Raw genomic sequence first — 22,593 nt, forward strand, 5'->3', positions numbered from 1 at the left:
GAGGAGGGACTCGGGGGCCTCGGGCTCGGTCTCGGACCAGGATCAGCGAGGGCATCATGCGCGGCACAGGGATAGCCGGCACGGGGGGAAAGTCCAGAGACGCACGGGGGGAAGAGGGGGGAAGCAATGCCTCGTTGGAGGGCCTTGCCCGATGAACTCGATCCGCAGGTCAGGGAGTTCGCGGGCCAGCTGCGCCGGCTCGTCGACCGCAGCGGACTGAGCATCGCCGCGGTGGCCGACCGCACGGGCTACAGCAAGACGTCGTGGGAGCGGTACCTCAACGGAAGACTGCTCGCGCCGAAGGGTGCGATCGTCGCGTTGGCCGAGGTGACCGGTACCGATCCCGTTCATCTGGCCACCATGTGGGAGCTGGCCGAGCGCGCCTGGAGCCGTTCGGAGATGCGCCACGACATGACCATGGAGGCCATCCGCATCTCCCAGGCACGTGCCGCCCTGGCCGAGACCGGGGGCCAGTCCACCGCCAAGGCCAGGACGAAGGCCAAGAACGGCAGAGCGAGCCGGAGCGCGACCGCGACACCGGGTGTGGCGGGCCCGGCGGGCGTCTCACCGACGGTCCCGCCGCAGCCGCGTTCACCGGGGTCGCTGGGGTCGCCGGGTTCATCGGGTTCGCCGGGGGGCGAACGGATCTCGCGCTCGCCGTCGTACGGCAGTTCGTCCGCCGCCCCGTCCACGCCGTCCGCCCCGGCCCCCTCGTCGCCGTCCTCTTCGGCCTCCTCCTCCGCCTCGTCCGCCTCGTCGCTGTACGGCAGCGGGAGCGGAGCGGGGGCCGCCGCCGGTGGCGCACCGCGCATCAGCTGGGGTGTGACCCCGTCGTCGTCCTCGGGTACGTCCGGCGCGTCCGGCTCCTCCGGTCCTTTCGGCTCCTCCGGTCCTTCCGGGCCGTCCGGGGTGCCGTCGTCGGTGCCGTCCGGGCCGTCGGCCCGTGTCGCCGGTGGCGCGTCGGCTCCGTCCGGTGTCTTCGGCCCGCCGCAAGGCGGTGGGGGCCGTCCCTACGACGGTGGATCCGCGCCCGGGCGGCGGCTGTCGATGTTCCTCGCGGGTGCCGTCGGCGCGCTCGTCGTGATCGCGGCGGCCTTCTTCCTCACCAACGGCGACGGCAGGAACCAGGCCGAGGAGAAGCCGCCGACGTCCCCGTCCACCTCGCCCGCCGCGAACCCCGACCTCCCGGCCGGCGTGAAGTGCAGCGGCCAGGCCTGCAACGGCAAGGACCCCGAGGCCATGGGGTGCATCGGTGACCTCGTGACGACCACCGCCACCAAGTTCGTCGGCACCGCGAAGGTCGAGGTCCGCTACAGCGAGACCTGCCAGGCGGCCTGGGCCCGCCTCACCCAGGGGACCCAGGGTGACGAGGTCCAGGTGACGGTCGGCAGGACCAAGGAGACGGCGGCCATCGAGGCGGCCGGTGACAACATCGCGTACACCCAGATGGTGACGGTGAAGGACGCCGACGAGGCCACGGCCTGCGCGACGCTGGCCACGGGGCAGAAGGGCTGCACGGGGTAGAGAACTGTGCGGGGCTGGGAGCTGTGCGGGGCAGGGGAGGTGCGCGGGAAGCCGGCCGGTCACTGTCCGCGCCCGGTCACTGTCGGTGATTCGCGGTACGGGAAAGTAATCCCGCCGTAAGGGGAATGTCCGCCGGACTCCGGGGCAGGCGGACAGTACCCCCACGGGAGTCCGGCCCGTCAGGGAGGGCGAAAGCCGCTTCCGGCCCGGCACCCCCACCTGGCGGCCGCCACGGTCCACCTCTCCCGGACCGGCGGTCGCCGCTTTCGTACGCCCGGACGCGGCCCTCCGTACGGAACTACGGTGTGTTGTGGGGTGGGCCACACGCACCCGGCGGTTCGTGATCCCGGATGCGCGATAGCCTGACCACCGATCTCTCTTGATGCCAAGAGATCGATCATTTGTACGTCCCACCAGGGGCAGGGACGCCCCACCGCCAGCTGTCATACGGAGAACGCCATGACCCGCACTCCCGTGAACGTCACCGTCACCGGCGCGGCCGGCCAGATCGGTTACGCCCTGCTCTTCCGCATCGCCTCCGGCCAGCTGCTCGGCGCGGACGTGCCGGTCAAGCTGCGCCTGCTGGAGATCACCCCGGCGCTGAAGGCCGCCGAGGGCACCGCCATGGAGCTCGACGACTGCGCCTTCCCGCTCCTCCAGGGCATCGACATCTCGGACGACCCGAACGTGGCCTTCGACGGCGCCAACGTGGCCCTGCTCGTCGGCGCCCGCCCCCGCACCAAGGGCATGGAGCGCGGCGACCTGCTGGAGGCCAACGGCGGCATCTTCAAGCCGCAGGGCAAGGCCATCAACGACCACGCCGCGGACGACATCAGGGTCCTGGTCGTCGGCAACCCGGCCAACACCAACGCCCTGATCGCCCAGGCCGCCGCGCCGGACGTACCGGCCGAGCGCTTCACCGCGATGACCCGTCTGGACCACAACCGCGCGCTGACCCAGCTGTCGAAGAAGACGGGCGTCCCGGTCTCCGAGATCAAGAAGCTCACGATCTGGGGCAACCACTCCGCCACCCAGTACCCGGACATCTTCCACGCCACGGTCGCCGGCAAGAACGCCGCCGAGGTCGTGAACGACGAGAAGTGGCTTGCCGAGGACTTCATCCCGACCGTCGCCAAGCGTGGCGCCGCCATCATCGAGGCCCGTGGCGCCTCGTCGGCCGCCTCCGCCGCCAACGCCGCCATCGACCACATCCACACCTGGGTCAACGGCACCGCCGAGGGCGACTGGGTCTCCATGGGCATCCCGTCCGACGGTTCGTACGACGTCCCCGAGGGCCTCATCTCCTCCTTCCCGGTCACCGTGAAGGACGGCAAGTACGAGATCGTCCAGGGCCTGGAGATCAACGAGTTCTCCCGCGCCCGCATCGACGCCTCCGTCAAGGAGCTGGAGGAGGAGCGCGACGCGGTCCGCGGCCTCGGCCTCATCTGAGCATCGTCGAAGTCCGCCTTCCGCACAGGCCCTGTTCCGGTTTCGCCCGGGACGGGGCCTGTTCGGCGTGTACGCCGCTGTCGTCGTAAAACGCACGACGTCGTGAACGCCCGCGGCGGCAAGGGGGACGTGATGGCGCACTGGGACCCGAGAAGCGGACGTTGGGTGGACGACCCTCCCGGACGCGGCAGCCCGTGGTGGCGTACGACGGCCGTGATCGCCCTGGCGGCCCTGCTCGGCGGAGCCGCCGGCCTGGGCGTATGAGCCCTGGCGAACCGCGACGCCACCACTGACCGCACGACCTCGGCGAACAGCGCCCCGTCGACCCTCCGACCCGCCGACCCGGTGACCGTGCCAGGTGTGGGCAGCCGTGTCGCTGGGCTGTTGGAGCGCCTGAAGTCGGGCTCGTGCGGCTCCGCCGCGTGGAGGCGACCAGGTACATCCCACCCGAGGGAGCCGGTTGGGTGGCTCTTAGGGTCGATCACTATTCTGGGCGCCGTAAGGCGCAGGTAAGCGTGACCGGTCGTCGTGTGGCGGACCGGCACGGCATGGCAGGGCGTATCAGCCCGACGGGGGAGCAGGCGTGGGAGAGACGCGTAGGCGGTTGCGGTCGAGCACGGTCGTACTCGGAGGGATGGGCGTCGTGGCGGCAGCCCTCACCTCCTGTGGGTCGGACCCGGACCGCCGCTGCGTGGACCGGGACAGCTACGACTACGCCAACGGCTACAAGATCATCGCCGACAAGAACTGCAACTCGAACTCCACCTCCTCCTCGTCGTACGGCAAGAACAGCAAGAGCAGCAGCAGCGGCAACCGCAAGCAGGCCGGCACGGTCGACGCCGCCTGGTACTACGACGCCGACGTCAGCAACGGCAGGGCCGACTACGGCACCTTCAGCCGCAGCGAGGCCGTGGACCGCGACGGCTTCGGCTGCTCCGGCTCCAGCGGCGGCTGACCCCGGAAACCGAGAACCGGGAATCACAGAACCGAGAACCCCAGAACACCGGGGAACCGCGAAGCCGGGGCCCGAGAACCCCGATGGGCAACCGCCCTCCAGGGAGACCGAGGGGAAGACAGAGCCTTCGAGGGGAAGACAGAGCCTTGGAACGCCGCACCATCGAGCCCCGGCCCGGCTGGCAGGAGACCGTCGAGGAACAGGGACTCATCTATCCACTGACCCGTTACCCGGACGACTCCCTGCGCCCCTATTGGGACGAGAGCGCGTACTACGTCTTCTCGCTCCCCGAGGTCGAGGCACTGGAGGAGGTCGTCGAGGAACTGCACACCATGTGCCTGGCCGCCGCCGCGCACATCGTGGAACAGAACCGCTTCGCCGACCTCGGCATCACCGATCCCCACCTCGTCGACCTCGTCGCCGAGGCCTGGCGCCGACGTGCCGAACTCCCTTCCATATACGGCCGTTTCGACCTTCGCTACGACGGCACCGGCCCCGCCAAGCTGCTGGAGTACAACGCCGACACCCCGACTTCGCTGGTAGAGGCGGCCAGCCCCCAGTGGTTCTGGATGGAGGAGCGCTTCCCGGGCGCCGACCAGTGGAACTCCCTCCACGAGCGCCTCGTCGACGCCTGGAAGAAGCAGTCCCACCTGCTCCCACCGGGCAGTCCCCTCTACTTCGCGCACTCCGCCGGCGACGAACTCGGCGAGGACCTGATGACGGTCGCCTATCTCAAGGAGACCGCCGAACAGGCCGGCCTCGACACCGACTGGATCTCCATGGAGGACATCGGCTGGGACCGTCTCTCCGAGCGCTTCGTCGACAAGAAACTCCGCTTCATCCGCAGCATCTTCAAGCTGTACCCGTGGGAGTGGCTCACCACCGACCGGTTCGCCCCGCACGTCCTCGCCACCCTCGACAACGGCGGTGGCACCGGCACCACCCTGTGGATCGAGCCCGTCTGGAAGATGCTCCTCAGCAACAAGGCGCTCCTCGCCGTCCTCTGGGAGCTCTACCCCGGCCACCCCAACCTCCTCCCCGCCTACCTCGACGGCCCCCGTGAACTGGCCGCCACCACCGGCTACGTGGCCAAGCCCCTCCTCGGCCGCGAGGGCGCCGGCGTCACCGTCCACGAACCCGGCGCCGACCCCGTCACCCGTGAAGAACCCTGCTGCTACCAGGAGCTGGCCCCCCTCCCCGCCTTCGACGGCAACCACGTCGTTCTCGGCACCTGGGTCGTCGAGAACGAGTCCGCGGGCCTCGGCATCCGCGAGTCCTCCGGCCTGGTCACGGACGAGTACGCCCGCTTCCTGCCGCACGTCATCCTTTAGAGCGGCCCGAAGGGGCGCGGGGCCGCGTCGATATGCGGCTCCACCGCGTCGGCGCGACCAGCCACACAGCGCCCGCAGGCCGCTGACGACCCACTGACGACGGCGCTGGAGCAGACCCTTCCGAAGCGGCTGCGCCGGCGGAACGCCGTGGTTCGAATGGTGGACTCCCCGGCCCGGTGGTCCCGGGCGCCCGATATGGTGAACGCCGGGTCGTGACTGGCGCGCTGGGATGGGACGGACCATCGGGGAGCGGCCCGGGAAAGATGAGTGCCGTGCGCCTGGGCCGTACCGTGAACGCTGAACGCAACGTCCGGAGGTCCCCATGTCAGCCGAGCCCCTTTCCACCGAGTCCACCGCCTTCCGTAGTGCTCTCGACGTGATCCGCGCCGTCGAGCCGCGCGTGGCCGACGCCATCGGCCAGGAGGTCGCCGACCAGCGCGAGATGCTCAAGCTGATCGCCTCCGAGAACTACGCCTCCCCAGCCACCCTGCTGGCGATGGGCAACTGGTTCAGCGACAAGTACGCCGAGGGCACCGTCGGCCGCCGCTTCTACGCCGGCTGCCGCAACGTCGACACCGTCGAGTCCCTCGCCGCCGAGCACGCCCGCGAGCTCTTCGGCGCCCGCCACGCCTATGTCCAGCCGCACTCCGGTATCGACGCCAACCTCGTCGCCTTCTGGGCCGTCCTCGCCGACCGCGTCGAGGCTCCCTTCCTGGAGAAGACCGGCGCCCGCCAGGTCAACGATCTCTCCGAGGCCGACTGGGCCGAACTCCGCCGCGCCTTCGGCAACCAGCGCATGCTCGGCATGTCCCTGGACGCCGGCGGCCACCTCACCCACGGCTTCCGCCCGAACATCTCCGGCAAGATGTTCGACCAGCGCTCCTACGGCACCGACCCCGCCACCGGCCTCATCGACTACGAGGCCCTGCGCACCTCCGCCCGTGAGTTCAAGCCGCTGATCATCGTCGCCGGCTACTCCGCCTACCCCCGTCTCGTGAACTTCCGGATCATGCGCGAGATCGCCGACGAGGTCGGCGCCACGCTCATGGTGGACATGGCCCACTTCGCGGGCCTCGTCGCCGGCAAGGTCCTCACCGGCGACTTCGACCCGGTGCCGCACGCCCAGATCGTCACCACGACCACCCACAAGTCGCTGCGCGGCCCGCGCGGTGGCATGGTCCTGTGCGACGACTCCCTCAAGGACCAGGTCGACCGAGGCTGCCCGATGGTCCTCGGCGGCCCGCTCCCGCATGTCATGGCAGCCAAGGCCGTCGCCCTCGCCGAGGCCCGCCAGCCCGCCTTCCAGGACTACGCCCAGCGCATCGTCGACAACTCCCGTGCCCTCGCCGAGGGCCTGATGCGGCGCGGCGCCACCCTGGTCACCGGCGGCACCGACAACCACCTCAACCTGATCGATGTCGCCACCTCCTATGGGCTCACCGGCCGCCAGGCCGAGTCCGCGCTCCTCGACTCCGGCATCGTCACCAACCGCAACGCCATCCCGGCCGACCCCAACGGCGCCTGGTACACCTCCGGCATCCGCATCGGCACGCCCGCGCTGACCACGCGTGGACTGGGCACCGCCGAGATGGACGAGGTCGCCGGCCTCATCGACCGCGTCCTCACCACCACCGAGCCCGGCACCACCAAGTCGGGCGCCCCCTCCAAGGCCCAGCACGTGCTCGACCCCAAGGTCGCCGACGAGATCTCCCACCGCGCCACCGACCTCGTCTCCGCCTTCCCGCTGTACCCGGAGGTCGACCTCGGCTGACGCCGGCGGTCACCGGCCGACATGGCTTGTGCGGCACCCGGCGGCGTGGCTCGGGGAGGGCGGGGTTTCGCTCACCGACGGTTGCCGGGTGCCGTGCCGCTGTGCCTCTCAGAGGTCGGCCATCAACCGTCGCTCAGGCGTCGATCAGTTTCTGGCGGGGCTCTCGCGGCGGTCCGGACTTGGGTCGGGTCGCCACGCGGCGGCTCAGGAGCAGTGTCGCGGTGGAGCCGAGGGCGAGGCCCAGGAGCAGGGCGGGTATCGCCCACCAGCCCCGGTCCAGCAGGCTCGGTTCGCTTGCGTTCGCCTTGTCACCGGCGGTCGTCTCGGGCTCATCGGAGCTTTTGGTGTCGCTCCGCGAGTCGACCGTCGGGCCCGGCGGCGGAGGCTCGGCCTGGGCCGGGCTGTCCGACGGCTCTCCCGTTACTCCCAGGTCTGTGAGCAGCGACCACAGTGCCTTCGGGTCCCCAGCCCTGTGCCAGACGCCGGGATCCGACTGCTCTGCGGCGTCCTCGGGGCTCAGCATGGTGTGGATCCAGGTCTCCTCGCTGCCGGGGACGGACAGGAACACCCGGTCCACGCGCCAGGGCGATATGTCATGGGCCATCCATGTGACCGTGACCGAGTCGCCCGCTTCCTGCCCCCACTCCGGTGTCTCCTCCTGGCTCCGGTCCAACTCGGCGCCCGCAGGGGCGAGAAGCTTCTCCAGGCGGCCGTACGCCTCCTCCGTGATGTACAGCGACGCCGTCCGCCGGCTGGTCGACGAGGCCAGCAGCACGCTCGTCGGTCCGCCCGCCGCCGAGGGCGGCGCCCCCAGCAGCACCAGGGCGAACGCCACCATCAACGCTCCGGCCGTTGCCGCCAGTTGACGCAATCCAAGCAAACCGTGCATCCGACACCCCCCGATCGGTCCCGGTGCGGCCCTCCCGCACTCGCAGTGTCATTCCTGGTACACCGCCCGACCGGCCGGGGTTCCCACCCCGGCGAGACCAATTTGCGGAGCGGCTCACCGGCAGGCCTCCCGCGACACCTGCCGGTCAGGAGGGAACGAGACACGCGTCGGCCAGAGACGACCGAGACACCCGTCGGCTAGCCGCCAGAGACCCCCGGACTGTGCCGACCAGGTCGCCCCCCCCGAGACCCCGCAGGCCAGGCATCGAGACCCCCGTCGCCCCAGTGAGCCCACGGCCGTCCAGCCCTGAGTCCCCGCCCGCCCGGCCGCCCCGCTGTCCGGCCGCCCCGAGCGCCCGAGCCTCCTGGCGAAGGGGTGGGAGTATGTGCCCGATCTCTCCAGCTCCGTCTCGTCAGCCCCGCGCGCGGTCTCCCTGGCCCAGAGACTCCGCGATCTCCCTCGCCCGCGCCTTCGACGCCACACCCTCCAGCCGCAGCGTGAGCTCGTCGTCGTGGACCCAGAGCAGCGTGGGACCGGCGGTGCGTTCGGAGCGAGTGAAGCGGGAGCCGTCCTCGGTGGTCATCCAGAAGCGGAGGAGATGGGGCTTGGGGAACCACAGGGCGGGCTGCGGGCCGGTGCTCAGCTCGACCCACTCCAGCTCCTGTTCACCGGCCACCCTCTTGCCGTAGTCGGGTGCAAGCAGGGCCGCGTACTGGTCGAGCCGGATCGTGTGCCCCTGCCCCTGCTTCTGCTCCTGTTCTTGTTCCTGCCAACACAGGGTGATCACGAAGCGGTTCTTCGGCGCACGGGTCACCGACACCGCGTCCGGAGTGCCCAGCGCGTCCGGCACGAGGGGCACGAACCCCGCCTGCCGCTCGGCCTCGGCGAGCGAGACGGGGGTCGAGCAGCCCGGCACCGTCGCTTCCGGCGATGGGGACGCCGACGGGTCGTACCGCACCTCGACCCCGCCGAACCGGAACCAGTCGGCCACCGCCGCCCGCACCGGAGGGGTGAGGACGAGGGCCGTGAGCAGCCCGCACAGCACGGCCGTCAGCGCGCGCCAGCGGAGCCGGGCCCACCGGCGCACCGCCCGCAGCCGGTCACCGGCGCCCGGGGGCTCGGGCACCGGCGTCGGCACACGCTCGGCGAGTATCTGCTGGAGAACCCGCTCGACCATGGTCTCGCCGGCCTCCTCCCCATCGGCCCCGGGCCCGCCCAGTGACCGCCCGAGCGCTCTCAGCTCCTGAGGCAGCCGGGAGCCCCGCCCGCCCTGCTCGGGGTTGGGATCCCTCCCGCCCTGGTCGGCGCGGGAGCCCCACATGCCCCGCTCGGCACGCGAGTCCCGCCCACCCCGCTCGGCGTGGGAGTCCCGCCCGCCCTGCCGGGCGCGGAAGTCCCCTCTGCCCTCCTCGGTGCCGGAGTCCCGTCCGTCCAGCCCGGCGCGCGACTCCCGCCCGTTCCACTCTGCGCGTGGGTCCTCCTCGCCCCGCCCGGTCACACCGCCAGTCCCGTTCCCGGCACCGTCCGTACCGTTCTCACGGCCGCCGTCCCCGTCGCCGTACGGCTCACTCATCCTCATCACCCCCTCTCATCCGATCTCGTCTCCTCTCGGCCGAAAGGCCTGGCCCCGCTCGCGGGAGCTCCCCGGCTCCAACGGCTGCCCCGGCTCGAACTCCGGCAGCAGTCGGCCCAGCTTGCGCAGCGCTCGGCTGAGTCTGGATTTCACCGTGCCCCGGGGCCAGCCCAGGGCGGCGGCCGTCTCGGGCTCGTCCATCTCCAGCAGATAGCGGTAGGTGACGACCAGCCGATGCTCCTCGCTCAGCTTCTCCAGCGCGCCCAGCAGCGCGACACGCCGCTCTATCTCCAGCGCGGCGACCGCCGGGTCCGCCGACGGCGGTATCAGCGGCTCGGCCTCCACGAAGGCCGCCTCGCGGTCGGCCAGGGACCGCTGGCGCCCCGCTGTCCGCACTGTGTTCCTCGTCTCATTGGCCACGATCGACAGCAGCCACGGCCGGAACGCCGCGCCGTCCCGGAAGCGGCCGAGTGAGCAGTACGCCTTGAAGAAGGCCTGCTGCACCACGTCCTCCGCGTCCGAACCGGCGCCGAGCGCCCGGGCCGCCCGCAGGGCGATGCCCGTGTGGGCGCGCACCAGCTCCGCGTACGCCTCCGGCTCTCCGGCGCGTACGCGTGCGATCACCGCGGCCTCATCGACGATGCGGCCCCCCTCCCGCGTCCTCACGAAATTGGTACACCGCCCGAGCCCGATCGGTTCCCACCCGCGTCACATCTGTTTCCGGTCGGTTCCGGAACGGGCCGCGACACCTGAGAGAATGGTGAGCATGGCCTCTGATCGCCCACCCGTCACCCACCACCGCCCTCAAACGGGGCGCTCCGCGCCGCTGCCTGGTTTGCGCGTGCTCTCCGGAATCCAGCCCACCGCAGGCTCGTTCCACCTCGGCAACTACCTCGGCGCCGTGCGCCAGTGGGTGGCCCTGCAGGAGTCCCACGACGCGTTCTACATGATCGTCGACCTGCATGCGATCACGGTGGCGCAGGACCCGGCTGACCTGCGCGCCAACACCCGGCTCGCCGCCGCCCAGCTGCTCGCCGCCGGTCTCGACCCGGAGCGGTGCACGCTCTTCGTCCAGAGCCATGTCCCCGAGCACGCCCAGCTCGCCTGGATCATGAACTGCCTCACCGGTTTCGGCGAGGCGTCCCGCATGACCCAGTTCAAGGACAAGTCCGCCAAGCAGGGCGCCGACCGCGCCAGCGTCGGCCTCTTCACGTACCCGATCCTCCAGGTCGCGGACATCCTGCTGTACCAGGCCAACGAGGTTCCGGTCGGCGAGGACCAGCGCCAGCACATCGAGCTCACGCGCGACCTCGCCGAGCGCTTCAACGGCCGCTTCGGCCAGACCTTCACGATCCCGAAGCCGTACATCCTGAAGGAGACGGGGAAGATCTACGATCTTCAGGACCCGTCGATCAAGATGAGCAAGTCGGCGTCAACCCCGAAGGGGTTGATCAACCTGCTCGACGACCCGAAGGCCACCGCCAAGAAGGTCAAGAGCGCCGTCACCGACACCGACACGGTGATCCGTTTCGACGCCGCCGAGAAGCCGGGTGTCAGCAATCTGCTCAGCATCTACTCGACCCTCACCGGGACGGGTATCGCGGAACTGGAGCAGAAGTACGAGGGCAAGGGCTACGGTGCGCTCAAGACGGACCTCGCCGAGGTCATGGTCGAGTTCGTGACGCCCTTCCGGGAGCGCACCCAGCAGTATCTGGACGACCCGGAGACGCTCGACTCGATCCTGGCCAAGGGGGCCGAGAAAGCGCGTGCCGTCGCCGCGGAGACGCTCTCTCAGGCATACGACAAGGTGGGCTTCCTGCCCGCCAAGCACTGAGCCGTACCACTCCGCACCCGAGCGCCGAACGCGCCACCGACAGCGCCGTACATCACTACGGCTGCGCCTGCCCGGAACACCGCTGTGGCCGTACAGTCGATAGCTGGTGGCGCGTCTCGGCACGACCGTGCGACCCAAGACCCGCATGATGTATGACACGACGACAGGAGACGACGTGGGGACCGTAACGATCGGTGTGTCGATCGCGGTCCCGGAGCCCCACGGCAGCCAGCTCCAGGAGCGGCGCGCGGGCTTCGGCGACGCCGCGGCTCACGGTATCCCCACGCATGTCACGCTGCTGCCGCCGACCGAGGTCGAGGACGCGGAGCTGCCTGCGATCGAGGCACACCTCGTCGAGGTGGCCGCCGCCGGGCGGCCGTTCCCGATGCGGTTGTCCGGCACGGGAACCTTCCGGCCGTTGTCGCCCGTTGTGTTCGTGCAGGTCGTGGACGGGGCCGAGGCCTGTACGTGGTTGCAGAAGCAGGTGCGGGACGCGTCGGGGCCGGTGGCGCGTGAGCTGAACTTTCCGTACCACCCACATGTCACGGTGGCGCACGGTATCTCCGAAGAGGCGATGGACCGGGCGTTCGAGGAGCTCGCGGAGTACGAGGCCGAGTGGTCCTGCGACGGGTTCGCGCTCTATGAGCAGGGGGCCGACGGGGTGTGGCGCAAACTTCGTGAGTTCGCCTTCGGCGGGACGGTTGTGCCGCCGCAGCCGGGGGCGCCGGTGGGGGATGCGTCGCTTCCGGCGCACTGACGGGCCAGGGGGTTGTGGGGTCGCTCCGGGAGGGGGGACTCGGTGTGTTTCGCGGCTGTGGGTGTGTGGGGTTGCTCGCGCCCACGCACGCGGCGGAGCCGCAAATCGACACAACCCCGCGCCCCTTCACGGCCTGCGCCCCCTTCACGGCCTGCGCCCCCTTCAGGGGCTACGGCCCTTCCAGGGGCGGGGCGGAAGGCGGAGCCCTACAGCGGCAGTCGGCGGAACAGTGGTCTTGGGGCGTGCCTCAGGGCTGACATCACCAGGCGCAGGGCTCCTGGGACCCATACCGTCTCCGAGCGGCGTCTCAGGCCCAGTTCGATGGCTGCTGCGACGGCTTCCGGGGTCGTGGTCAGAGGAGTCTCCGGGCGGGTGGCTGTCATTTTGGTGCGGACGTGGCCGGGGCGTACGACCATGACGTGGACGCCGGTGCCGTGCAGGGCGTCGGCGAGGCCCTGGGTGAAGGTGTCGAGGCCGGCCTTGGCGGAGCCGTAGATGAAGTTGGAGCGGCGGGCACGCTCGGCGGCCACGGAGGACAGGACGACCAGGGAGCCGTGGCCCTGGGCCTGGAGGGCTCTGGCGGAGACCAGGCCGGACGAGACGGCGCCGATGTAATTGGTCTGGGCGACCTGTACGGCGGCCAATGGATCGCGTTCGTCCTTCGCCTGGTCGCCCAGTACGCCGAAGGCGATCAGCACCATGTCGATGTCGCCCTCGGCGAACACCTTGCCGAGGGTTGCCTCGTGGGACTCCGGGGTGAGGGCGTCGAAGGCGATGGTGTGGGTCTCGGCGCCCAGGTTGCGCAGATGGGTGGCCGCCTTCTCCAGCTCGGGCGACGGGCGTCCGGCCAGCCATACGGTGCGGGTGCGGCGGGCGATCAGGCGGCGGGTGGTGGCCAGGGCGATGTCCGACGTACCGCCGAGGATCAGTAGGGATTGGGGCGGGCGGAAGGCATCCTTCATGGCAGCTCCTGAGAGGGAAGGTAAAAGGAGGCAGGGGCTTCAGAGGGGCTTCAGAGGGGGCTCAGGGGTGGAGGCGGCGGCCAGGTCCGAGACGAAGATTCCTCGGGGTTCAACTCCCGGCGCAGTTCGCGGAATTCGGACGGGCGGGGTGCTCGGCGGCGACGGCGAGAAGAAGGCCGACGCCCACGACAAGCCGACGCCAACGACAAGCCGGGTGCCGTGCGGTACCGGAGCTCGGTGCGCGGGCGGATCAGTCGGGCGGATCAGTCGGGCGGCGGTCGGGGCGGTGCGGCCCCAGTCGGTGACGGGGGTGCTGCGGCCGGCGGGGGGAGCGGGGGCGCTGAGGGGGTGAAGGTGCTGAAGGCGTGGTGTCGGGTGGCATGGCCGTGACCGTATCGCCGGGATTGTCGCCAATCGGGCGTGCTGGCGTGCCCCTTCGGGGTGCCTCACCGAAACGGGTGATTGATGGGTGATCAAGAGGATGTCGTTCAAGATTGCCGCGGTTCGACGCGGCTCACCTGGAAGAGCGGCACCACAGGGGCGACGTTCGCGACGCGCGCGCCCCGGACCGGCGGTTGCTGACCGCGCTCCGCGCATGGGCGGTCGACCGGCGCGTCGCCTCCGGCGCGCGTGCGCTGTCCCGGGCCGGGGAGCACGGCGCGCTGTGGCTCGTGGTCGGGCCCGCCGCTGTCACGGCTGTCATGGCGGCTCCTGCTCGTGTACTGCTACTGCCTGTGGGCCCTGGAGGAGGGCGGCGTATCGAGGACCGGCCTGCTGCCTGCCGTGGCGCCAACTCTCCAGGGTGGCCGTCGTCCTGGCGTCCTGCGCCACGCCGTCTGCACCGACCGGGGCATGGCCGGCGACCCCGAGGAGGTGGTGCCGCGCGAGCGCGCGCTCACCCTGATCGGCGTGGTGTGCTGACCATGTACGGGCCGGCGGTTGCGGACCGGTGACAGGTCTGCCGGGTGGTGAGCGGGCGTGACGGCGGGGGTCCCGTGCCCCGGCGCGCGGACGACAGGACCCGTACACCGGTGAACAGCCATGTCCCGGGTACTCGGGCATCGGTCAACCACAACGAGGGCAGAGTCGGATCATGGACTGGCTGAAAAGGCTCCCCGGAGTCGGCCCGCTGGCCGAGCGGCTGATGGCCACGCACGCGTGGCGCTCGTACGAACGGCTGGAGCGGGTGAAGTGGACGCGGCTGGCCGCGGCGATGACCTTCATCAGCTTCCTGGCACTGTTCCCGCTGCTGACCATGGCGGCGGCCATCGCCGCGGCGACCCTCGGCAAGGAGCGGCAGCGGGACCTGGAGGACCGGCTGGTCGAGCAGGTGCCCGGCATCTCCGAGCAGCTCGACATCGGCGGTCTGGTCGACAACGCCGGCACGGTCGGGATCATCGCCGGCGCGCTGTTGCTCTTCACCGGCATCGGCTGGGTCGGCGAGATGCGGGGCTGTCTGCGGGCGGTGTGGGAGAAGCCGGACCCCGACGAGAACCCCGTGCTGGCCAAGGTCAAGGACGCGGGTCTCCTGCTCGGGCTCGGCGGCGCGGTCCTCGTCACCCTGGCCGCCTCCGCGGTGGCCTCGTCGATGGTCGGCTGGCTCGCCGACCGACTCGGAATCGACCGCGACGGCTGGGGCGGCGTCCTCCTCCAGATCGCCGCGTTCGCCATCGCCGTACTCGCCGACTTCCTGCTTCTCCTCTATGTCCTCACCCTGCTACCGGGCGTCCAGCCACCCCGCCGCCGCCTCGTCGTCGCCGCCCTGATCGGAGCCGCCGGCTTCGAACTGCTCAAGCTGCTGCTGAGCGGCTATATGCAGGGCGTCGCCTCGAAGAGCATGTACGGCGCCTTCGGCGTCCCCGTCGCCCTGATGCTGTGGATCAACTTCACGTCAAAACTGCTGCTGTACTGCGCGGCATGGACGGCGGAGGGCAGTAAGGAAGCCACGGGCGCGGACGAGCGCCCCGAGGGGGCGCGGGGCTCCGACACAAGCGGCTCCGCCGCGCGGGCGCGACCAGCCGCGAACGACCCGCAGCCCGCCCGTGACAGCAACTAGGCAGACGCGTCCGGGTCCTTACGCCCAGGCCACTTCCGATTCACCAGGAACGCCCCGCCGGCCACCAACACCAGCACGCCCCCCGTGATCCCCAACGCGACCCCGATCCCACTGGACCCCCCGGAGGCAGCCGAGGCCACGGTCTTACCCCCCACCCCCCTGGCAGCGGACGGAGAGGCCGAAGCCGTGGCCTCCGGCTGCGCACTCGACTCGGTGTCACCATCGGAGGTGTCCGCGCCCTTGGGCGGCACGAGCTCCCCCACGGCCTGCACCTTCCCCGCCGCGGCGAACCCCCAGTCGAACAGCTTCGCGGTCTCCTTGTAGACCTGGTTGTGCTCGTTCTTCTCGGGATGCATGACGGTGACGAGCAGCACCCGACCGTCCCGCTCGGCGACCCCGGTGAACGTCGCACCGGCATTGGTGGTGTTGCCGTTCTTCACACCCGCGATGCCCTGATAGGAATCGAGCCCGCTGTCACCGGTCAGCAGCCGGTTGGTGTTCTGGATCTCGAAGGACGAACGGCTCTTCTTCCCGTTCTTGCCCTTCTTGGTCTCACCGGGGAACTGCGCCCGCACGGTGGAGCAGTACTCCCGGAAGTCCTTCTTCTGCAGCCCCGACCGGGCGATCAGCGTCAGGTCGTACGCCGACGAGACCTGCCCCTTCGCGTCGTACCCGTCAGGACTGACCGCATGGGTGTCGAGGGCCTGCAACTCCTCGGCGTGGGCGTTCATGTCGGCGACGGTCTGCTTGACGCCGTCGTTCATCGCCGACAGCACATGCACCGCGTCGTTGCCGGAGCGAAGGAAGACACCGAGCCACAGATCGTGGACGGTGTACGTCTCGTTCTCCTTTATGCCGACCATGCTGGAGCCCGCGCCGATGCCCGCGAGGTCGGTGGGGGCGACCTTGTGCTTCTCGTCCTTGTTGAACTTCGGCAGCAGCGTGTCCGCGAACAGCATCTTCAGCGTGCTCGCCGGGGCCAGCCGCCAGTGCGCGTTGTGCGCGGCCAGTACATCGCCGGTCTCGGCGTCCGCGACGATCCACGAGCGCGCGCTGATGCCCTTGGGCAGTACGGGGGCGTCGCTGCCCAGGTCGACCTGTGTACCCGGCTTGCCCAGCAGCTCGCCGCCGACCGTCGACATGGCCGCCGGGGGCGTCGCCGACGGGGTGGCGCTCGAACTGGGGGTCGGATCGGCGGCGTACGCGGCCGGGACGACCGTCAGCGAGGTCAGCGACGTCAGCGAGAAGGACACGACGGTGGCGGAGGTGACCAGCAGAGAGCGCCTGGTGGTCTTCTTGGAGGCGGGCACGACCGAGAAAGTACATGGCTCCGACCGGTAAATCCCACTGCGGCTTCCATCGCCGCTCACACCCGTGGCCACTTCCGCACCCCCGCGCGCACCCCGGCGCGAGGCGACGGCGGACGGCGGTGATACTGAAAGCATGAAGCTCAGCCGCCCCCTGTCCTGGTTCCTGCTCGCCTTCGGGGTGTGGAGCTGGGTCATCTGGGTTACTTTCATCCGAAATCTATGGAAGGACGGCAGCGGGCTCGCGTTCGACGACGCGGGTGATCCGACGGCGTACTTCTGGGTGCACCTGACGCTCGCGGTCGTCTCCTTTGTCCTTGGGACGGCCATCGGAGTCATCGGGTTGCGCGGACTGCGCGCCCTGCGGCGAACGGCACAGTGAACGGCCTGGTGGGGAGCGCGGCTTCATGGTGATCGTCTTCATACTCGTGGCCGTGCTGGTGCTGGCGGTCTTCGCGGCCCTGCACTGGTACGCCTGGCGCCGACTGGTGCGCGACACGACTCGCGGGCCGGGCCTCGCCCGCCGCGTCGGCACCGGGGTCTTCATCGCCGGCCCCGTGCTGATGGTCGCCGGCTTCGCGGCCGAGCGCGGCGGCGCCCCCTTCTGGCTGCAGCGGACGCTGACCTGGCCGGGCTTCATGTGGCTCGCCTTCGCGCTGTATCTGCTGCTCGCCCTTCTGGTGGGGGAGCTCGTACGCCCCCTCGTCCGCCGTCTGGTGGAACGCCGAGCCCCGGCGCCCGCGGAGCGGCCCGAGCCGGCGATACGCGAGCCGCAGCCCGAGCCGGAACCGGTCCCGGCGGGCGCGAAGCCCACCACGGGCTCCCCGAAGCCCACGGAGCCGACCGGCTCCGCCGAGCCGGCCGAACCCGCCGAGCCGACCGACGCCCCCGAACCCGCCGCCCTCACCGAGCCGACCGGCTCCGGCAAGCCGGCCGCCCCCTCCGCGCCCGCCCCGGCCGATCCCTCCCGCCGTCTCTTCGTCTCCCGAGTCGTCGGCGGTGCCGTCGCCGCCGCGGCCCTCGGCACCGTCGGCTACGGCACCTACGGCGTCTTACGCGGCCCCAAGGTCAAGCGGATCATCGTGCCGCTGGCGAAGCTGCCGCGGGCGGCGCACGGTTTCCGGATCGCGGTGGTCAGCGACATCCACCTGAGCCCGATGCTGGGCCGGGGCTTCGCGCAGAAGGTGGTCGACACCATCAACTCGACGCAGCCCGACCTGATCGCGGTGGTCGGCGACCTGGTCGACGGCAGCGTGGCGGACCTGGGCCCGGCGGCGGCACCGCTCGCGGGTCTGCAGGCGCGGCACGGCAGCTACTTCGTCACCGGCAACCACGAGTACTTCTCCGGCGCCGAGCAGTGGGTGGAGGAGGTACGACGGCTGGGCCTCACCCCGCTGGAGAACGACCGCCGTGAGCTGCCGTACCTCGACCTGGCCGGGGTGAACGACATCGCGGGCGAGGACGAGGGCATGGGCCCCGACTTCGCGAAGGCGCTCGGCGACCGGGACACCTCACGGGCCGTCGTCCTCATGGCCCACCAGCCCGTCCAGATCCACGACGCCGTCGACCACGGCGTCGACCTCCAGCTCTCCGGTCACACCCACGGCGGCCAGCTGTGGCCCATGACCTATGTCGCCGACGCCGCCAACCCCACCCTCGCGGGCCTCGAACGCTACGGCGACACCCAGCTCTACGTCTCGCGGGGCGCGGGCGCCTGGGGACCGCCGGTACGGGTCGGGGCGCCCTCGGACATCACCGTGGTGGAACTGGCGTCGAAAAAGGCCTGACCGGTCGTCAAGAACCTTGCTAAAACCGCAGGCGGCACCCTTACTGAGTTCTTTCTCAACTCAACAAAACCTGTCTTCCGCCAACACGAAGTCCTGTGGTTAGGTTTCCGCGTCACCGCGGAACCACTGCACGTTGTGGGCCGGGTGGGGCCTTGGGAGGGGCGCCGATGCGGTCGGTTCGCTTGCGGATTCTCGTGTCGCTGCTGGTGCTGGCGATCGCGGCGGTGGGTGGCTGGCAGTTGATGCCGGCCCAGCGGGACAAGAACAGGACGATCACGGTCGGTACGACCGACACGATCACGTCCCTCGACCCGGCCGGGGCGTACGACGCCGGCTCCTGGGCCCTGTTCAGCAATGTGTTCCAGTCGCTGCTGACCTTCGAACCGGGCAACACCGCTCCCGTCCCGGACGCCGCCCGCAGTTGCGAGTTCGTCGGCAACGCGCTCACCGTCTACCGCTGCACCCTGCGCGAGGGGCTGAAGTTCCCCAGCGGACGGGAGGTCACCGGGGCGGATGTGAAATACTCGTTCGACCGCGTCAAGCGCATCAACTCGGACGTCGGTCCCGCCTCGCTCCTCGACACCCTCCAGTCGGTCGGCGTGAGCGGGCTGACCGTCAGCTTCCGCCTCTCCGGGCCGGACGCCACCTTCCCGTTCAAGCTGGCCACCGGCGCCGGGTCGATCGTCGACCGCACCAAGTACCCCTCGAACCGGCTGCGCACCGACGGCGGCGCCGACGGCACCGGACCGTACACGCTGACCTCGTACACGAAGGACCAGCAGGCGCGCCTGCGGCCCAACGACGACTACCAGGGCGCCGTCCACCAGGCCGGCAGCCCCGTCCTCATGCGCTACTACAAGGACTCGGCGGCGCTGGAGAAGGCCTGGAAGGCGCGGCGGGTCGACGTCGCCACGCGCACGCTGCCGCCCGCGGTGCTGGCCGGGCTCTCGCCCAGCGACCCCGACCAGCGGGTCACGGAGGCCGACAGCACCGAGACCCGCAACCTGGTCCTCAACGTGCGTGCGGGCTCGCCCTTCCACGACCGCCGGGTACGGCAGGCGCTGGCCTCGCTGATCAACCGGGAGAAGCTCGTCGCCGACGTCTACCACGGCACCACCGACCCGCTGTACTCCCTGATCCCGGCCGGCATCACCGGCCACACCACCTCGTTCTTCGACATGTACCCCGAGCCCGACCCCCAGCGGGCCCGCCGACTCCTCGAAGCGGCCGGGGTGAAACTGCCGGTCCGCTTCACCTACGGGTATGGCGCCGGCCGGGAGTCGGCCGCCGCCGAGGCCACCGAGCTGAAGGCGCAGCTGGAGTCCACGGGGCTGTTCCAGGTGACCACCAAGGCGTACGAGTGGACGGACTTCCAGCGGCGCTACGCCGAGGGGAAGCTGGACGCGTACGCCGTCGGCTGGGTCGCCGACTACCCCGACCCCGACACGTTCAGCGGGCCCCTCGTCGGCACCGACGGCTCCATGAAGAACGGCTACAGCAGCCAGGAGGCCGACCGGCTCGTCCAGGACAGCCGGCGCTACGCGGACCGCGGCATGACCACCAGGGACTTCCAGGACTTGCAGGAGGTCGTGGCCCAGGACGTTCCGCTGATCCCGCTCTGGCAGCGCAAGGAGTACGTACTCAGCACCGAGGACGTCGGCGGGGCGCAGTATCTGTCCGACGGGACCGGGGTCTTCCGGTTGTGGCGGCTGGAATGGATATGACAGACGCCGCGTGACAGCTGACTCGAACTCGCGGGACGGATGTTCGCGGGAGTGACAGCACGTGCTCACTCAGCCCATCTTCTTGTGGTGGGGATGTGCTCGGGGTGAGGAGCAAAGGTGTTGAGACGCAACTCCTTCAGGCTGCCCCGCCATCCGGCGTCCGTCGAGCTCGCCCGGCGTCGTGTGCGGGAGCATCTGGCCGACTGGGGTCACGGGGACGGTGACCCGGCGACGGAGGACGTCGTCCTCGTCGTGTCCGAACTCGCGACCAACGTCATACGGCACGGGCCTTCGATCGAGCGGGAGTTCGAGGTCGCGGTGACCGCGCTCGGGGACGGGCTCTGCCTCGTCGAGGTGTCGGACGAGGGCATGGCGGTGCCTCGGCTACGGGAGGTGGGGGAGTCGGACGAGACGGGGAGGGGGTTGCACCTTGTGGATCACCTTGCGGCCGCGTGGGGGGTGTGGGGTCGGGGGGCGCACGGGAAGACGGTTTGGGCGCTGGTGGGTGCGCGGTGACGCCTCGGGGAGGGGATCACTGTTGATTCGCGTCCGCGGGTTCGTTGTGGTTGCTCGCGCCCCGCGTACGACGTGGAGCCGGAAGGGGTGGCGGAGGGGGAGGCCGACGCGGTGAGTGTGATCACCCGGCCTGCCCCTTGCCCCCCGGATCCGGCAGCACCCTCGCCACCCCCGTCATCCCCGGCAGGAAGTCCGTGAACAGTTCGTGCACCTCGTGGACGAGGGGCCGCAGCACCCGGAAGCGCGCCAGCGAGACCCCTCTGGTCGTCAGCCGGGCGCCGCGCTCGGCGAGGCGGTAGCTGCGCTCACGCCCTTCCGTCCGGTCGAACACCCAGTACAGGACGAGCCCCATCTGGGAGAGCCACATCAACTCGGGGAGTACGTCCTTCAGCTCATCCGGCACCTTGGCCTTCGCCCCGGCCAGCACCTCACGGTGGAGGGCGATGGCCTCCTCGCGCGGTTTCTCGGACTCGGGGGAGAAGGGGCTGAGGGGACTGTCCGGATCGGCGGCGTTCTTGAAGAACTGCGCCGCGAACTCGTGGTACGGCTCCGCCACGTCCAGCCACGCCTTCAGCACCCCGGCGATCCGCGCCTCCAGATCGGTCTCCCGCTCCAGCACCGGCCGCACCGCCGCCAGATGCTCGGCGCCGATCCGGTCGTAGAACCCCTGGATCAGGTGCTCCTTGCCGGCGAAGTAGTAGTACGCGTTCCCGACCGAGACCCCGGCCTCCTTGGCGATGGCCCGCATCGTCGTCCGGTCGTACCCGCGCTCCTGGAAGAGCCGCAGCGCGGTCTCCAGGATCAGCGCGCGGGTCTGCTCGGACTTGGGGGAGCCCTTGGCGTCGGACCTGGCGGTGGCACTGGAGACCGGGGGGACGGTCGCCTTCGTCGCCATGGGCTCCGAGCCGGGCGGCTCGGACTCTCGGGCGGGACTGTCGTTCGGTGCGGGCACGGGCAGAGCCTAACGAGTGCGGCGGGCGGCGTCCGGACCGCGGACCGGCTCAGCGGCGCCGCTCCGCCCCCGGCGCCCCGGCGGTGCGGTGCCGCTCCGCCCCGGCGCCCGGCGGGCGACGCCCCCACCGCCGCCGGGGGGGGTACGTCCTCCCCGGTCCGAGGGCCGTACCGCCACCCCGGACCGAGGGCTGTACCGTCACCCCGACCGGCGCCCCGGCCGGCCCCGTCCAACCCCTTCGAGCCCTTCGCTAGGACGTCCGCCCCAGCTCCGGCCGCTTGCTGTAGTCCGTGAGGCCGATGACGTTCCCCCAGGGATCCGCGAACTCGACGGTCCACCCGGTGGCGACGGGGAACGGCGGATCGAGGGGCTGCACCCCCGCCGCCGTGAGGGCCCGGGCGGCGGCGCGCGCGTCGCGTACCTCCAGCCAGATTCGGGGCGAGGCCCACACCGGCGACCGGTGATGCAGCGCCTCCTCCAGCCGGAGCAACAGCCCCGGCGTCTCCTTCCCCACCTTCAGCACCGCGATCCCGGCCTCGTCCAGCCGGTACGCCAACGCGAACCCCGCCCGCTCGTAGAAGGCCACCGCTTCACCGAGGCCGCCGACCGGGAGGAGGATGTTGTCGAAGCCGAGCAGTTCGTACGATTCGTCGTCTGACATTCCGTCAGGTTAGAACGCGGGGCATCGTCTCCGGGGGAGCGACGGCACCCACATGAGACAGCGAGGTTCGGACACAGCCTCGGCGCGCTCATCGCCTTCGAGGTGGCCCGAAGACTCGGCGACCGGCCCGCGCATCTGATCGCCTCCGGCTGTGTCGCGCCGAGTCTGCATCCGACACCGCGGATGGTCGAGGTGGCGGGTCTCGATGGGCAGGGTCTCACCGACGCGCTGGCCGTCTACGGAGGGCTGAGGCCGGAGATCCTGGCCGACCCGGAACTCCAGGAGTTCATACTCCCCGACATTCGGGATGATTTCAAAATGGTCGCGGAGTATCGATACAGACCCGCCGAGGCATTGCCTTTCGGTGTCTCTTTAGTCAACGGCACCGACGATCCGCTGGTCCGCCCCGACGATCTCGCGGACTGGACGCGTGAGTGCGTCAATGAGCCCGAGACGCACTGGTCCGAAGGCGGCCACTTCTATTTCGAGAACCACCCGGAAGCAGTCACCGAAGTAATCCGCCGCGCGGCCGAGGCGTTGCCAGT

The 22,593-nt window shown here is 70.5% G+C and carries 21 protein-coding genes and 1 riboswitch; of the genes, 14 read left to right on the forward strand and 7 right to left on the reverse strand.

Going from position 1 to position 22,593, the window contains the following annotated elements; all coding sequences use genetic code 11:
- The first annotated feature begins 126 nt into the window (after window positions 1-126).
- The 5 genes from STRIP9103_RS07075 to STRIP9103_RS07095 all read left to right on the forward strand — a co-directional run bounded on the left by STRIP9103_RS07075 (window position 127) and on the right by STRIP9103_RS07095 (window position 7,030).
- The gene (locus STRIP9103_RS07075) at window positions 127-1,524 is read left to right on the forward strand and encodes a helix-turn-helix domain-containing protein (RefSeq protein WP_009301823.1); all 1,398 of its coding nucleotides are present in this window, start codon (window positions 127-129) and stop codon (window positions 1,522-1,524) included.
- 459 nt (window positions 1,525-1,983) lie between these two features.
- Entirely contained in the window at window positions 1,984-2,973 is a 990-nt protein-coding gene (locus STRIP9103_RS07080) for a malate dehydrogenase (RefSeq protein ID WP_009301817.1), read from the forward strand.
- 583 nt (window positions 2,974-3,556) lie between these two features.
- Entirely contained in the window at window positions 3,557-3,928 is a 372-nt protein-coding gene (locus STRIP9103_RS07085) for a hypothetical protein (protein ID WP_009301825.1), read from the forward strand.
- 146 nt (window positions 3,929-4,074) lie between these two features.
- Complete coding sequence (locus STRIP9103_RS07090) at window positions 4,075-5,259, forward strand: glutathionylspermidine synthase family protein (protein WP_009301846.1); 1,185 nt, start codon at window positions 4,075-4,077, stop codon at window positions 5,257-5,259.
- Window positions 5,260-5,461: 202 nt separating this feature from the next.
- Window positions 5,462-5,550, forward strand: a riboswitch (ZMP/ZTP riboswitch).
- A gap of 31 nt (window positions 5,551-5,581) precedes the next feature.
- On the forward strand, window positions 5,582-7,030 hold the full coding sequence (locus STRIP9103_RS07095; protein WP_009301864.1) for a glycine hydroxymethyltransferase: 1,449 nt from the start codon (window positions 5,582-5,584) through the stop codon (window positions 7,028-7,030).
- A 133-nt stretch (window positions 7,031-7,163) separates the two neighbouring features.
- On the opposite strand, the gene STRIP9103_RS07100 is transcribed toward STRIP9103_RS07095, so the two are convergent.
- The 3 genes from STRIP9103_RS07100 to STRIP9103_RS07110 form a co-directional block, all read right to left on the reverse strand.
- On the reverse strand, window positions 7,164-7,868 hold the full coding sequence (locus STRIP9103_RS07100) for a hypothetical protein (RefSeq protein ID WP_234022140.1): 705 nt from the start codon (window positions 7,866-7,868) through the stop codon (window positions 7,164-7,166).
- A 463-nt stretch (window positions 7,869-8,331) separates the two neighbouring features.
- On the reverse strand, window positions 8,332-9,240 hold the full coding sequence (locus STRIP9103_RS07105) for a hypothetical protein (protein WP_048819854.1): 909 nt from the start codon (window positions 9,238-9,240) through the stop codon (window positions 8,332-8,334).
- 267 nt (window positions 9,241-9,507) lie between these two features.
- Window positions 9,508-10,158 carry an RNA polymerase sigma factor gene (locus STRIP9103_RS07110; protein ID WP_048819846.1) on the reverse strand — a complete coding sequence of 217 codons (651 nt, stop codon included), beginning with the start codon at window positions 10,156-10,158 and terminating at the stop codon, window positions 9,508-9,510.
- A 175-nt stretch (window positions 10,159-10,333) separates the two neighbouring features.
- On the opposite strand from STRIP9103_RS07110, the gene trpS reads away from it, so the two are divergent.
- Both trpS and STRIP9103_RS07120 read left to right on the forward strand, forming a co-directional pair.
- A complete protein-coding gene (gene trpS / locus STRIP9103_RS07115; RefSeq protein WP_048819847.1) occupies window positions 10,334-11,326 on the forward strand; it encodes a tryptophan--tRNA ligase in 993 nt (330 codons plus the stop codon).
- A gap of 175 nt (window positions 11,327-11,501) precedes the next feature.
- Window positions 11,502-12,083 (forward strand): 2'-5' RNA ligase family protein, encoded by a 582-nt coding sequence (locus tag STRIP9103_RS07120; RefSeq protein WP_009301835.1) that lies wholly within the window; start codon window positions 11,502-11,504, stop codon window positions 12,081-12,083.
- A 206-nt stretch (window positions 12,084-12,289) separates the two neighbouring features.
- On the opposite strand, the gene STRIP9103_RS07125 is transcribed toward STRIP9103_RS07120, so the two are convergent.
- Window positions 12,290-13,045, reverse strand: coding sequence for a decaprenylphospho-beta-D-erythro-pentofuranosid-2-ulose 2-reductase (locus STRIP9103_RS07125; protein ID WP_009301815.1), 756 nt, complete (start codon window positions 13,043-13,045; stop codon window positions 12,290-12,292).
- A 717-nt stretch (window positions 13,046-13,762) separates the two neighbouring features.
- Between STRIP9103_RS07125 and STRIP9103_RS48275 the strand changes: the two genes are divergently transcribed.
- Both STRIP9103_RS48275 and STRIP9103_RS07135 read left to right on the forward strand, forming a co-directional pair.
- Entirely contained in the window at window positions 13,763-13,966 is a 204-nt protein-coding gene (locus tag STRIP9103_RS48275; protein WP_009301859.1) for a hypothetical protein, read from the forward strand.
- 172 nt (window positions 13,967-14,138) lie between these two features.
- Window positions 14,139-15,101: a YihY/virulence factor BrkB family protein gene (locus tag STRIP9103_RS07135; RefSeq protein ID WP_009301862.1), complete on the forward strand. Its 963-nt coding sequence runs from the start codon at window positions 14,139-14,141 to the stop codon at window positions 15,099-15,101.
- On the opposite strand, the gene STRIP9103_RS07140 is transcribed toward STRIP9103_RS07135, so the two are convergent.
- Window positions 15,098-16,411 carry a D-alanyl-D-alanine carboxypeptidase family protein gene (locus STRIP9103_RS07140; protein ID WP_009301854.1) on the reverse strand — a complete coding sequence of 438 codons (1,314 nt, stop codon included), beginning with the start codon at window positions 16,409-16,411 and terminating at the stop codon, window positions 15,098-15,100. The two genes, STRIP9103_RS07135 and STRIP9103_RS07140, sit on opposite strands and share 4 nt — an antisense overlap.
- 133 nt (window positions 16,412-16,544) lie before the next feature.
- On the opposite strand from STRIP9103_RS07140, the gene STRIP9103_RS51330 reads away from it, so the two are divergent.
- The 4 genes from STRIP9103_RS51330 (at window position 16,545) to STRIP9103_RS07160 (ending at window position 20,435) form a co-directional block, all read left to right on the forward strand.
- A complete protein-coding gene (locus tag STRIP9103_RS51330) occupies window positions 16,545-16,790 on the forward strand; it encodes an SCO4848 family membrane protein (RefSeq protein WP_009301866.1) in 246 nt (81 codons plus the stop codon).
- Between the two features lie 25 nt (window positions 16,791-16,815).
- On the forward strand, window positions 16,816-18,195 hold the full coding sequence (locus STRIP9103_RS07150) for a metallophosphoesterase (RefSeq protein WP_009301831.1): 1,380 nt from the start codon (window positions 16,816-16,818) through the stop codon (window positions 18,193-18,195).
- Window positions 18,196-18,362: 167 nt separating this feature from the next.
- Window positions 18,363-19,919, forward strand: a complete 1,557-nt coding sequence (locus tag STRIP9103_RS07155) for an ABC transporter substrate-binding protein (protein WP_048819848.1) — start codon at window positions 18,363-18,365, stop codon at window positions 19,917-19,919.
- 117 nt (window positions 19,920-20,036) lie between these two features.
- Window positions 20,037-20,435: an ATP-binding protein gene (locus STRIP9103_RS07160; protein WP_009301834.1), complete on the forward strand. Its 399-nt coding sequence runs from the start codon at window positions 20,037-20,039 to the stop codon at window positions 20,433-20,435.
- A 121-nt stretch (window positions 20,436-20,556) separates the two neighbouring features.
- Here STRIP9103_RS07160 and STRIP9103_RS07165 read toward each other — a convergent pair whose 3' ends face one another.
- Window positions 20,557-21,330, reverse strand: a complete 774-nt coding sequence (locus STRIP9103_RS07165) for a TetR/AcrR family transcriptional regulator (protein WP_009301827.1) — start codon at window positions 21,328-21,330, stop codon at window positions 20,557-20,559.
- A 307-nt stretch (window positions 21,331-21,637) separates the two neighbouring features.
- The gene (locus STRIP9103_RS07170; protein ID WP_009301810.1) at window positions 21,638-22,048 is read right to left on the reverse strand and encodes a VOC family protein; all 411 of its coding nucleotides are present in this window, start codon (window positions 22,046-22,048) and stop codon (window positions 21,638-21,640) included.
- A gap of 102 nt (window positions 22,049-22,150) precedes the next feature.
- Between STRIP9103_RS07170 and STRIP9103_RS07175 the strand changes: the two genes are divergently transcribed.
- A partial coding sequence (locus STRIP9103_RS07175; RefSeq protein ID WP_009301856.1) for a thioesterase II family protein occupies window positions 22,151-22,593 on the forward strand: 443 nt, incomplete at its 3' end.

It is taken from the genome of Streptomyces ipomoeae 91-03 (genome assembly GCF_000317595.1).
Lineage (GTDB): Bacteria > Actinomycetota > Actinomycetes > Streptomycetales > Streptomycetaceae > Streptomyces > Streptomyces ipomoeae.